Below are 11,861 nucleotides of genomic sequence, written 5' to 3'. Positions count from 1 at the left end.
GGGCCGCTGCCGCGCCGCGCGGCCGGCGCGCTGGGTCGCCGACGCCTGGCTGGCGCGTTCGGTGACGAGCCGCGTCACCCCCGCCGACCGGTCGTAGCGCGGCCGTCGCGCCAGCCCGCTGTCCACGACGATCCGCACGCCATCGATGGTCAGGCTGGTTTCGGCGATGGAGGTGGCCAATATCACCTTGCGGCCGCCGTCGCGAGCCGGGCGGATCGCCGCCCGCTGCGCGCCGGGGTCGAGCGACCCGTGCAGCATATGCACCTGCGCGCCCAGCCCCTCGATCCGCTCCGCCGTGCGCTCAATCTCCCGCACGCCGGGCAGGAAGGCGAGCAGGTCGCCTTCCGCCTCCTCCGCCAATGCCCGGCGGATCGCGGCCGCCATCTCATCCTCGATCCGCTTTTCCGCCATGCGTCCGACATGGCGCAGTTCCAGCGGCTGGATGCGCCCCTCGCTTTCAATCACCGGTGCGTCGTCCAGTAATGCGGCGAAGCGCGCGCCATCCAGCGTCGCCGACATCGGCACGATGCGCAGGTCCGGCCGCAGCGCGCCCTGCGCATCCAGCGCCAGCGCCAGGCCGAAATCGCTGTCCAGGCTGCGCTCATGCACTTCGTCGAACAGCACCGCCGACACGCCCGCCAATTCCGGGTCGTCCTGAATGCGGCGCACGAAAATACCTTCGGTCAGCACCAGCAGCCGGGTCCGGGCGGACGATTTGCTGTCCATCCGCGTCGCATAGCCGACCGTGCCGCCCGGCTGTTCGCCCATCATTTCGGCGATGCGTTCGGCCGCCGCGCGCGCCGCCAGCCGGCGCGGGGACAGCAGCAGCACCTGGCCCCCGCACCATGGTTCATCCAGCAGCGCGGGCGCCACCGCCGTCGTCTTGCCCGCGCCGGGCGGCGCCACCAGCACGGCGTTGCTGCCCGCGCGCAGGGCGGCGAGCAGGTCGGGCAGCACGGCATGGATGGGAAGCGCGGTCATGGACGTCCTCTCGCCCCGATTTTGCCAAATCGCAAGGCGCGGAAAAATCGGTCGGCCAAGGAAATAGTTGCGAACCGATACGTTAGGCCCGCACGAAGCGTTAATCCATGTTGGAAAAGATGCGGCGACGGTGCCGTCATGACGGGGTGAAAGAGACGATGGCCAGCCTGGCGGGGGACGCAGAACGCTATCGCGCCCTGTTCGAAACGATGGACGAAGGTTTCTGCATCATCGAGTTTTTCGATGGTCCGCATGGCCCCCTGAGCGACTATGTCCATATCGAGGCGAATGCCGCCTATGAGCGCCATGCCGGCATTCCCAACGTCGTGGGCCAGAAGCTGCGCGAGATGGTGCCGGACGAGGCGGACGGTTGGGTCGAACTCTATGGCGGCGTGCTGCACAGTGGTCAGCCGATCCGGTTCCAGCGCGAGTTGGTGGCGACCGGCCACCATCTGGAGGTGCATAGTTTCCGGGTCGGTCCGTTCGAAAACCGGCAGGTCGCGGTGCTGTTCAAGGACATTACCGACCGGATCGAGGCGGAACGCGCCCAGCGCCTGTTGAACGAGACGCTGGAAACCCGCATCGCCGAGGCGCTGGCCGAGCGCGAAGAAGCGGAAAACGCGCTGCGCCAGGCACAGAAGATGGAAGCGGTGGGCCAGTTGACCGGCGGCCTTGCCCATGATTTCAACAATCTGCTGGCCGGCATATCCGGCGCGTTCGAGATGATCGGCGTAAGGCTGGCGCAGGGACGCACGGGCGACATCGAAAAATATCTGGCCGCCGGGCAAGGCGCCACCCGCCGCGCCGCCGCGCTGACCCACCGGCTGCTCGCCTTTTCCCGGCGTCAGACGCTGTCGCCCAAGTCCATCGTCATCAACCGGATGTTGGGCGACGTGTCGGAACTGGTCCGCCGCACGGTCGGGCCGCAGATTGAGGTGCAGACGATCGCCGCCGGCGGCCTATGGCCGGCAATGGTGGACGTCAACCAGTTGGAAAACGCCATCCTGAACCTGTGCATCAACGCGCGCGACGCGATGCCGCATGGCGGCAAGATCACCATTGAGACCGCCAACCGCTGGCTGGACGAACGCGCCGCGCGCGACCATGACCTGACGCCCGGCCAATATGTCACCATCTGCACCAGCGATACGGGTGCGGGCATCGACAAGGCGATCCTCGACCGGGTGTTCGACCCCTTTTTCACCACCAAGCCGATCGGGCAGGGGACGGGGCTGGGCCTGTCGATGGTGTATGGCTTTGCGCGGCAGAGCAATGGTCATGTCCGCATCTATTCCGAAGTCGGCCATGGCACGATGGTATGCATCTACCTGCCCCGCCATCGCGGTGAATGCGAGGAAGAGGTGATCCTCCCCGGCGAATTGACGGTGGAGGCCGATGCCGGGGCGACCGTTCTCATCATCGACGATGAGCCATCGGTGCGGATGCTGGTCGGCGATGCGCTCGGCGACATTGGCTATCGGTGCCTGGAAGCGGGGGACGGCCCTGCGGGCGTGCGCATATTGGAGTCCAAGACGCGCATCGACCTGCTCGTCACCGATGTCGGCTTGCCCGGCGGGCTGAACGGGCGGCAGGTGGCGGACGCCGCGCGCGCGCTGCGCCCGGACCTGAAAATATTGTTCGTGACGGGCTATGCCGAAAATGCGGTGCTGAACCACGGCCATATCGAACCCGGGATGGAGGTGCTGACCAAGCCCTTCGCCGTGGGCGAACTGCGCCGGCGCGTGGCGACCATGTTGCAGACGGATTGATGGGGTGGGCTGAGCGCGCTCAGCCCTGGCCGAACAGATAGAGGTGGATCGGATTGTCCGGGTCCAGCAGCATCTTGGTGGTCAGCGCGAGCGACATGATGATCAGCAGCGGCTTGATGAGGCGCGACCCGAAGCGCATCGCCAGATGCGATCCCAGCTGTCCGCCGATGATGCTGCCCGCCGCCATGGCGATGCCCGCGACCCAGATGACATGGCCGCCCGCCAGCATGGTGAGCAGCCCCGCGACATTGCTCGCGAAATTGGCCGCCTTCGTTTGAGCCGTGGCGCGCAGGATCGACAGGCCGCCCAGCGCCAGGAAGATGGTGGTGTAGAAGGCGCCGGCGCCCGGCCCGAAAAACCCGTCGTAAAAGCCGATCACGCCGATCAGGCCCGACAGGCCGGCCATGCCGACGCGCGCATGGCGGTCGGCGTCGCCCAGCTTGGGCGAGAAGGTGAAATAGGCCGCCATGGCGACGAGCAGCGCGGGCATGAGACCGGCCAGGATCGACGGATCGACCCGCTGCAACAGCCATGCCCCGCCGACCGACCCGATGAAGGCGGCGATGATTGGCCCCTTGTAGGTCGCAAGGTCCATATGGCCGCGCCGCGCATAGGCGACGCAGGCGCCAAAGGTGCCAAAGCAGCTTTGCAGCTTGTTGGTCGCGACCGCCTGCACCGGCGGTATGCCGGCCGCCATCAGCGCGGGCAGGGTGATGAGGCCTCCACCGCCCGCCATCGCGTCGATGCACCCCGCCATCAGGGCGGCGGCGACCAGAAAGGCCAGGGTTTCGGGAGAAAGGATCATGAAATGACGGGCCTTGCGAAGATAGCCGCTCGTCGCGAAGCCGCCTTGGCGGTGCAGAAAGCTGGGCTATCTGCCGGCTCGGTCCGAACGGATGGCAGGACGAACAGGCGAGCCTGGCTCCTCAATAGGCGCGCGCTATCGCAAATTCGACCGCTTCGGTAAGGGCCGCTTTCGCCTTGCCGGCATCGAACATGCCCAGCGCGTCGATCGCCCGCTGGCCATAATGGCGCGCGCGCGCCAGCGTGTCGGCGATGGCGCCCGTCCCGCGCAGCAATTGCGTGGCGTGGGCGAGGTCTTCGTTGCTGATCCGGTGCCCGGCGATGGCGGCCTTCCAGAAGGCGCGATCGTCTTCCGACCCGCGCGCATAGGCCAGGATCACCGGCAGGGTCACCTTGCCATCGCGGAAATCGTCGCCCGCATCCTTGCCCATGGTCGCTTCGTCCGATTCATAGTCGATCGCGTCGTCGATCAACTGGAAGGCGATGCCGAGATTGCGGCCATAGACATCGAGCGCCTGCTCCTCCTGTTCGTCGCGGTCGGCGACCACGGCGGAAATGCGGCAGGCGGCGGCGAACAGGGCGGCGGTCTTGGCCCCGATGATGTCGAGATATTGTTCTTCGCTGGTGTCGATCTTGCGCTGGGCGGTGAGCTGGTTGACTTCACCCTCCGCGATCACGGCGGATGCGCCCGACAGGATCTTGAGCACTTTGAGCGACTCCGCCTCGACCATCAGTTCGAAGGAGCGGGAGAAGAGGAAATCGCCGACCAGCACGCTGGCGCTGTTGCCCCAGATGATGTTGGCGGTCTTGCGGCCCCGGCGCATCCCCGACCCGTCGACGACATCGTCGTGCAGCAGCGTGGCGGTGTGGATGAATTCGACCGCGGCGGCCAGTTTATAGTGGCGGCTGCCCGCGTAACCGACCAGATCGGCGCAGGCGAGGGTGAGCATCGGCCGCAGCCGCTTGCCGCCGCCGGCGATCAGATGGCCGGCCAGTTCCGGGATCAGCGGGATGCGCGATTGCATCCGGTCCAGAATGACGCTGTTGACCTGGTTCATGCCATCGGCGACCAGGTTCATGATGGGCGCAAGCGACGGCGCAGGTTTCGCGCGGCCGATCGGGTGGACGTTGCCGGGGGCGGGTGCTGTCATGACAGCGCTCATGTGGCGGTGCAAAACGCCAAAGGCAAGCGGGAATAGCTTGCACGGAGCGTCCGATGCGGCAAAAAGCGCGGCGATCAACCGGAAGGAGCCTTAAGTGGACGAGACATTGAACCGCTACCGCGAAAGCATCGACAATATCGACGCGGCGCTGGTGTTCATGCTCGCCGAACGGTTCAAGGTGACGCAGGCGGTGGGCGAGTATAAGGCGACGCACGACCTGCCGCCCGCCGACCCCGGCCGCGAGGAGCGGCAGATCGGCCGCCTGCGCCAGCTTGCGCTCGACGCCCGGCTGGACCCCGACTTCACCGAGAAATTCCTGCGCTTCATCATCGACGAAGTGATCCGCCACCATGAACGGCTGCGGGAAGGCTGATCAGCCCGCCGGATAGCTTTGATGGCCCGCATTGGGCCAGTGGAAGCCGGTATAGGTGAGCATGGTGGAAAAGCTTTCCGACCGCACCTGATGCCACCAGCCGATCGGGATGAACAGCAGGTCGCCCGGCGTCAGCATCACCTCGTAGCGCAGCAGGTCGCGCGCCTGGGGATGCAGTTTCAGCCGCGCTTCGTCGGTCACGTCGCGCACGTCGCTGAACACATGGTTGCGGTGGGCAAGGCGGCTGGTCTGCGACGGCGGGATCAGGATGACGCGTTTCGTGCCGGTCACCTGCGCCAGCAGATTGTTGGTGAGGTCGAAATGCAGCGGGGTGAACGCCCCCGCGCCGCCGATCCACAACATGCCCTGCGGGCTGTGCAGATAGGCGTCGATATGGCCCAGGTCCGTGTTCAGCGGGGCAAGCGCGGGCGCGTTGGTCGCGCTGTTCGACGCGGTCAGATAGGCGTCGTTGCCGCCCGAGCGGACCAGGTCGATAAACTGGCGGAAGGGCGCGCGCTTGCGGTGCTTGTCCTTTTTCAGTTCATAGTCGGCGGCGCTGGACCGGCCGCCCTGATATTCGATCATGGCGTCGCCGATCCGGTCGGCGAGATAGTCGGGCGTCCAGCGCTCCAGCGCGGGCCAGCCGGCCATGGCGCCCTTGATGAGCACGGGGCGGCCCGGCGCGTAGAAGCCGTGGAGAAAATCTTCGCCCGACAGATTTTCCGCGGTCAGCAGGCCCGACGCATAGGGCGACAGGGCGCGCTGCGCCTCCTGCACGTCGGCCAGCCAGTCGCGCCGCTTGAGCGCCAGCCGGTCCGCGTCGTTCTGCGGCTTGGGCTTGGGCGGGGGCGGGGCCGGGGACGCGGCCGGGCGCGGGGTAGCGGCGGACGCCGCGCCGAAATCAATCTGGCGGAGCGCCATCTGCATCCGCATGTCGGCGGCCTGGGTGGGAAGGGACGGCGGGCGCTTGCTCATGCCGCCCCATAGCGCGCGATCATGACGAGGATGTTGCAGGTAATGACATTTATGTGACGGGTCAGGCCGGCTCGACCAGTTCCCTGGCCGCCTTCCTGCCCTGCGAGCGCCCCAGCAGCACGCCGCCCAGCGCCAGCGCGAAGCCGACCAGTTGCACCGGACCCAGCGTCTCGTCGAACAGCGCCCATGCCTCTATCGCGGCGATGGGCGGCACCAGCAGCAACAGCATCGACATGCGCGTCGGCCCCTGGTGCCGCACCAGCCAAACCAGCAGGCTGAGGCCCGCCGCCGAAAGCCCCAGCACGGACCAGCCCAGGCCGATCCACAGCAGCGGGTCATTGTCCCAGCGCCATTCCCCCACGACCAGCGTCGCCGCCATCGCGACCAGCGCGCCGCCCAGATTCTGCACCGCGCCCGACATCAATATGGGGTCGCCGGCAATCTGGCCGCGCTGGATCAGCGTGCCGCCGGTCATGGCGATGATCGCGAAAATGCCCGCCAGCACGGGGACGACCGGCACTGCGCCCGCGCCGCTGCGCTCGATCGCGGGCAGCAGCACGCAAACGACGCCGGCGATCGCGATGGCAAGGCCGCTCCAGGCCCGGCCCGGCAGCCGGTCGCCCAGCAGCGCGACGCTGGCCACCGCCACCATCAGCGGCTGGGTCGCGCCCAGCAGCGCCATGATCCCGGCGGGCATACCCCGGCTGACCGCCCACCAGCTGACGGTCAGATACAGGCCGTGCAGCATGGCCCCGGCGGCCAGGTGCAACGTCAGCCGCCGGCCCCTGGGCCATCGCTGCCCCGCATAGCGCGCCGCGCCCGCCAGCAGCAATGTCGTGATCGCCAGCCGAACCGCAAGCACCAGTTCCGGCGCGCCATGCGGCACCACCGCCCGTGCGACGATGAAGCCGGTGGACCAGATCAGGACGAACAGGATGGATGCGATGATGCCGAACATAAGGTCGCCTTTGGTCGAACCACAGGGCAATGTCGAGCCGAAGGTGAACGGAGCGGGAGCGCCGTCCCGCCGCGTCTATTCCCGGCCCGCGCGGATCGCGGCGCCGCCCGCAAAGGGGGTGATCGCCACCAGCAGCAGCGAGGCCGCGCCCAGGAATTTGAGCGCCGCGCCGCTGCCGTCGCCCAAGGTTCCCGCGCCGAAGATGAGCAGCGGCACCGCCAGCGGAAGCGCCAACAGTCCGGCCAGCGCGCCGCTCGACCGCAGCCCGGCGGTCAGCGTCGCCACCAGCAGCCCCAGCGCCGCCAGCGCCGGCGTGCCGATCAACAGCCCGACCTCCAGCCTGACGATGGTCGCGCCGTCCAGCTTCAGCAGCGCGGCGGCGGGCAGGGTGGCGAGCATCAGCGGCGGGCCAAAGCCCAGCCAATGGGCGACCAGTCGCGCCGTCACCACCATCTCCTCGCCGATGCCGCGCAGCGCGATCTGGTCCAATATGCCCGCCTGCGCGTCGGGTGCGACCAATCGGTCGACCGGCAACAGGCTGGCGAGCAGCGCGGCGATCCACAAGATTCCGCCGCCGGTTCGCCCCAGCAGCGCCGCATCCGGCCCGACCGCAAAGGGATAAAGGCTGGCGACCAGCAGCAGGAAGGCGACCGGCAGCCACAGCCCGGCCGACGCCCAGGCCTGACGCAGGTCGCGCCGGATCAAGAGCGCCAGCATCCTCAAGCCGCCTGGTCCACGGCATCGGGCCGATAGTCGGTCAGCGCCAGCGTGACCGGCGCGGCGATGGGCAGCGGCTGGTGCGAAGCGGCGACGACGATCCCGCCCGCCGCCAGATGATCCGCGACCGCGCGGCCCAGCAACGCCAGCGACGCCGTGTCCAGCCCGTTGCCCGGCTCGTCCAGCAGCCATATGCCCGCGCCGCTGGCGATCACGCGCGCCAGCATCGCCCGCTTGCGCTGCCCGGTCGAGAGCATCCGCACCGGCACCTGCGCCAGCGGCGTCAGCGCCATCGCCGCCAGCGCCGCCGCCAACCTGTCCGGTCCGGCCCGGTCCAGCCTGGCCCAGAAATCCAGCGCCTTCGCCAGCGGCGCCTCCATATCCAGCGCCAGCCGCTCGTCGCTCATGGCGATGTCGCCCGACCGCTCCACCGTCCCGGCAAAGGCGGGCAGCAGCCCGGCGCAGACCCGCAGCAGGCTGGACTTGCCCACGCCATTGGGACCGGTCAGCAATGCGCCGCCGCCCGGTTCCAGTTTCAGATCGACGCCCCGGAACAACATCCGCCCGCCGCGCAGGCAGGCGACGTCGGTCAGGCGCAAGGCCGCGCCGTTCATGACGCGACCATATCCTCCAGCACATGCATGTCGATGTCGGACAGGCCGAAATGATGGCCGATTTCATGCACCACGACATGGGTGATGAGCGCGTCGAGCGGCACGCCGGTTTCCACCCATTCGTCGAGCAGCGGCCGGCGGAACAGATGGACGGTCGGCGGTGCGTCGCCGGTCTGCGCCTCCTGCCCGACCGGGCGGCCGCTATAGAGGCCGGTCAGCCCGAAGGGATCGTCTATCTCCATCTCCCGCAATATATCGGCATCCGCAAACTCCTCCACGAACAGCACGACATGGGCCAGATGTTCGCGGAACGGGTCGGGCAGGCGACCAAGCGCTTCGAGCGCGAGCGTTTCGATCTCCTGGGGGGTGGGGGCGAAGCGGGACGGTTGACGGGTCTGCGACATGACTGCCACATAAGCGAAAAGCGCTGCATGAGGATAGGGACATGATTGCCAGATTGAACGACGCGGAACGGGCGCAGGCGCTGGCCGACCTGCCCGAATGGACCATGGTGGCGACGCCGGACGGGCTGTCGCGCCGCTTCACCTTCGCCGACTTCAACGCCGCTTTCGGCTTCATGACGCGGGTCGCGATTTTGGCGGAAAAGGCCGACCATCATCCCGAATGGTCGAACGTCTACAACCGGGTCGATATCGTCCTCACCACGCATGACGCCGGCGGCCTGTCGCAGCGCGATGTGGCGCTGGCCCGCGCGATCGACGCGTTATTGGACTAGCGCGCTTTATGCCTAGTAGCTGGGGGGCGTCTCGATGCGGCTGTCATAGCCTTTGAGCGCCGCGATCACCGACGGGTCGCCCGCATAGCGCCGACGCAGCATCGCCAGCCGTGCGTCGGTGCCCTGGCATAGTTCGACGATATTTTCCTCGATATAGGCGCGGCGTTCCGCATCATAAGGCTCTTCGCCCCGGAAATGATCGCAGCCGTCGCGCGTCACCATGAATTCGGTGACTTCGCGCGGAAACGGCGCGATGTTCGCCGCCACGTCGGACGGCGGCAGGTCGAGCGGAAAATAGGGGGCTGGCTGGGCGCGGACGGTGACGACCGGATTGGCCTTTGCGGGCTTCGCCTGCGGCTGCGGCTGCGGCTGGGGCGGCGGGGCAGGCACGGCATTGTCGGGGGCGACCGTCGCGGCCAGTTGCGGCGTGGGTGCGGCATTGTCCACCTGCGCGGCGTCGTCCGACGCGCGGCAACCGCCGGCCAAAGCCAGCGTCATGACCATCGGAACCAGCACCAGACGCCTGCTCACCCGATTTCCTCCCGCAAGCTGGCGATCAGATCCGCAACATGCGGCAAGCGCGACTCTTCCTCGTCGAGGATCGCCAGAAACGCGGCTCGCCTATAATCGCGCAGCGTGTCGGGCGAAAGACGGCTTGCTGCGGGTGCACTTGAATTCACGATATCCAGAAGCCGCTCGATGCCGTGCAACCGGCCCCACAGATAGTCATTTTCCCGATAGACCCGACTAAAGAAGGCGCCGAAGTTGTTGAATTCAATGCCTTTCAATGTCGCCTGTCCGCCGCCCGAGCGGATCGCGCCGCAATCTTCGGGGGAAATCCGGTCGACCTTCACCGGATCATATTCATCCAGAGTGTCACCCTGGAGCAACGGTAGGGTGGCGATGTCGGTGAACGGGAAGCCCAGATAGGCCAGCAGCATCGTGCGGCGTCCCGCCTTGGGCAGCGCGGCGAAGCCCTCCGCCAGCATCAGGTCCGCCGCCTCGTCGCGAGCCTTGAGGCCCCGCGCCCGCGCCACCGCCTCCAGCGCCGCGGCAGCGTCGCCGGGCACATTTTTGGCCGACCGGGCGACATCGTCCCCGTGGAAATCGCTTTCCTCGCATTCGGCATAGAGGGCGAGCGCGCCATAGAGGGCGTCGTGCATGGCCAGCACCGCCGGGTCATCCGCCTCTGCCTCCAGCTCCAGCGTTTCGGCCAGCCGCCGCGCCAGAAAGCGCAGCCGGCGAATGCGGAAGGACAGGTCATGGGCGCGGAAAAAGGCGACCGGGGCGGAACCGGAGCCGCCATTGTCGCTGAGCTGGTCCGCCCCGGACTGGCGCACTTCCGCCCAGATCGCCTGACGATAGGCCTCGCGCATCATCGCGCTGTCCTCCCCGCTCAAACGGAAGAGCAGGGCGCAAAGCGATTCGACGATGCCCGACAATTTGAGATGACCATAGGCCGGATAGGCAAAGCCCGCCGCACTCGCCGCGCGTTGCTGCGCCTTGGCGCGCCAGGCGGACAGCCGCGCCGGCGTCGGCCGGTCGAGAAACAGCATCTTGCCGATGGCGCCCTGCACTTCGGCCTCTATGCCCGGCCGCAAGGCGTCGAAAATCCGCCGCATCCGCCTGATCCGCGCCGAATGCCGGTCGATCAGGTCCAGATTGTCGCGGATCGGCTGTTCGCGCGGAATGTCCGACAGGGCGCCGAAAATGGTGCGGAAAAAGCCGGGCAGGGGCGCATTCTCGCCGGTCGGCGCGTCCTCCTGCTGCCCTTCCTTGTTGAGGCGGATGGAGCGGTGCCCCGGCTTGGGATCGATATAGACGAAGCGCCGGTCGACCTCCCGTCGCGAGGGACGATTGCGCAGCGCGCCGATCGCCTGGGCAAAGGGCGCGTTGGCCAGCACCGACCCGTCGATCAGCACCGCGTCCTCCGCCGTCCCATGGGCGGCGTGGCGCGGCAGGGCATGGGCCAGGAAGGCGTCGCGCGTCGGCCAGTTGCGATGCTTGCGCTTGAGCACCCGGTCCAGTTCGCGCACCGTGAACGGGGGGAAGGCGCCGGGGAAGCTGGCGGTGGCGCGCGCGGCGAAGACCAGTTCGGCCGGGTCGGCGAAGCGGCGGCCGGCCCGGCCCCGCGCGCGAAAGCCGATCGACAGGCGATGCTCGGTCTCGATCACCTGGGGCGGGCTGTTGAGGTTCAGGCTCTGGGGGTGGCCTTCGAAATCGGTGACGGTGACGAAGAGGTCGAGCGGATGGCCTTCGGGCAGCAGCGGCGGTCCGCGTTCGGCGGCGGCCATCGCGTCGAAGGCGTCGAGCAACATGGTCGTGAAAATCTCGCCGCCAAAGGGCGGTTCGAACCAGCGGGAGCGGATGAAGCGGGACAATTTCATCCGCACTTCTTCGCGCGTGCCCGGCGCGACGGTGCGCTCCACGGCGTCGCCGGGATGGCGGGCGGCCATCCAGACCAGTGGCGTCGCCCAGAATTTGGTCAGCGCGCGGGCGGGGCGGGCGTCGGGGTCGAGCAGCCGGTCGACATCGGCATTGTCCAGCCACAGGTCGGTCAGCGGCTCCAGCGACTGGCCGGTTTCGATCGCCTGCGCCAGGAAGATGCCGTTGATCCCGCCCGCGCTGGCCCCGGCGATGATGTCGGGCATGATGCGCAGCCGCACGCCGCTCTGCGCCTCGATCGCTTCCAGCATGGCGCGATAGACCGCTTCGCTGCCGGTGCCGGGCGCGGCATTGTCGTGAAAGGCGCGGCTCGCGCGCGCCAGCCG

The 11,861-nt window shown here is 67.9% G+C and carries 13 protein-coding genes; 3 read left to right on the top strand and 10 right to left on the bottom strand.

Annotated features, from left to right (window positions below):
• Window positions 1-981, bottom strand: a 981-nt coding sequence (locus C100_RS27705) for a helicase-related protein (RefSeq protein ID WP_024018272.1), incomplete at its 3' end; no start/stop codon positions are given.
• A 158-nt stretch (window positions 982-1,139) separates the two neighbouring features.
• Between C100_RS27705 and C100_RS27700 the strand changes: the two genes are divergently transcribed.
• A complete protein-coding gene (locus C100_RS27700; RefSeq protein ID WP_024018271.1) occupies window positions 1,140-2,750 on the top strand; it encodes an ATP-binding protein in 1,611 nt (536 codons plus the stop codon).
• A 19-nt stretch (window positions 2,751-2,769) separates the two neighbouring features.
• Here C100_RS27700 and C100_RS27695 read toward each other — a convergent pair whose 3' ends face one another.
• Both C100_RS27695 and C100_RS27690 read right to left on the bottom strand, forming a co-directional pair.
• Entirely contained in the window at window positions 2,770-3,555 is a 786-nt protein-coding gene (locus C100_RS27695; protein WP_024018270.1) for a TSUP family transporter, read from the bottom strand.
• A 121-nt stretch (window positions 3,556-3,676) separates the two neighbouring features.
• On the bottom strand, window positions 3,677-4,705 hold the full coding sequence (locus tag C100_RS27690) for a polyprenyl synthetase family protein (protein ID WP_031308616.1): 1,029 nt from the start codon (window positions 4,703-4,705) through the stop codon (window positions 3,677-3,679).
• A gap of 106 nt (window positions 4,706-4,811) precedes the next feature.
• Here C100_RS27690 and C100_RS27685 point away from each other — a divergent pair, with 106 nt between their 5' ends.
• Window positions 4,812-5,090: a chorismate mutase gene (locus C100_RS27685; RefSeq protein WP_024018268.1), complete on the top strand. Its 279-nt coding sequence runs from the start codon at window positions 4,812-4,814 to the stop codon at window positions 5,088-5,090.
• On the opposite strand, the gene C100_RS27680 is transcribed toward C100_RS27685, so the two are convergent.
• From C100_RS27680 to C100_RS27660, 5 genes are all read right to left on the bottom strand, one after another.
• Window positions 5,091-6,065 (bottom strand): cupin-like domain-containing protein, encoded by a 975-nt coding sequence (locus C100_RS27680; protein WP_024018267.1) that lies wholly within the window; start codon window positions 6,063-6,065, stop codon window positions 5,091-5,093.
• 61 nt (window positions 6,066-6,126) lie between these two features.
• A complete protein-coding gene (locus tag C100_RS27675) occupies window positions 6,127-7,023 on the bottom strand; it encodes a DMT family transporter (RefSeq protein WP_024018266.1) in 897 nt (298 codons plus the stop codon).
• A 75-nt stretch (window positions 7,024-7,098) separates the two neighbouring features.
• Window positions 7,099-7,740 (bottom strand): heme exporter protein CcmB, encoded by a 642-nt coding sequence (locus tag C100_RS27670; protein ID WP_024018265.1) that lies wholly within the window; start codon window positions 7,738-7,740, stop codon window positions 7,099-7,101.
• Between the two features lie 2 nt (window positions 7,741-7,742).
• Complete coding sequence (ccmA, locus tag C100_RS27665) at window positions 7,743-8,354, bottom strand: heme ABC exporter ATP-binding protein CcmA (protein WP_024018264.1); 612 nt, start codon at window positions 8,352-8,354, stop codon at window positions 7,743-7,745.
• Window positions 8,351-8,758 (bottom strand): metallopeptidase family protein, encoded by a 408-nt coding sequence (locus C100_RS27660; RefSeq protein WP_024018263.1) that lies wholly within the window; start codon window positions 8,756-8,758, stop codon window positions 8,351-8,353. The genes ccmA and C100_RS27660 overlap by 4 nt, the downstream gene beginning before the upstream one ends.
• Window positions 8,759-8,799: 41 nt before the next feature.
• On the opposite strand from C100_RS27660, the gene C100_RS27655 reads away from it, so the two are divergent.
• The gene (locus C100_RS27655) at window positions 8,800-9,090 is read left to right on the top strand and encodes a 4a-hydroxytetrahydrobiopterin dehydratase (protein ID WP_024018262.1); all 291 of its coding nucleotides are present in this window, start codon (window positions 8,800-8,802) and stop codon (window positions 9,088-9,090) included.
• A gap of 12 nt (window positions 9,091-9,102) precedes the next feature.
• On the opposite strand, the gene C100_RS27650 is transcribed toward C100_RS27655, so the two are convergent.
• Entirely contained in the window at window positions 9,103-9,621 is a 519-nt protein-coding gene (locus C100_RS27650; protein ID WP_442800300.1) for a hypothetical protein, read from the bottom strand.
• Window positions 9,618-11,861, bottom strand: a 2,244-nt coding sequence (locus C100_RS27645; RefSeq protein WP_024018260.1) for a patatin-like protein, incomplete at its 5' end; no start/stop codon positions are given. The genes C100_RS27645 and C100_RS27650, both read right to left, overlap by 4 nt.

The organism is Sphingobium sp. C100, from assembly GCF_000508185.1.
GTDB lineage: Bacteria > Pseudomonadota > Alphaproteobacteria > Sphingomonadales > Sphingomonadaceae > Sphingobium.
This window is presented reverse-complemented; position numbering and strand designations above follow the sequence as displayed.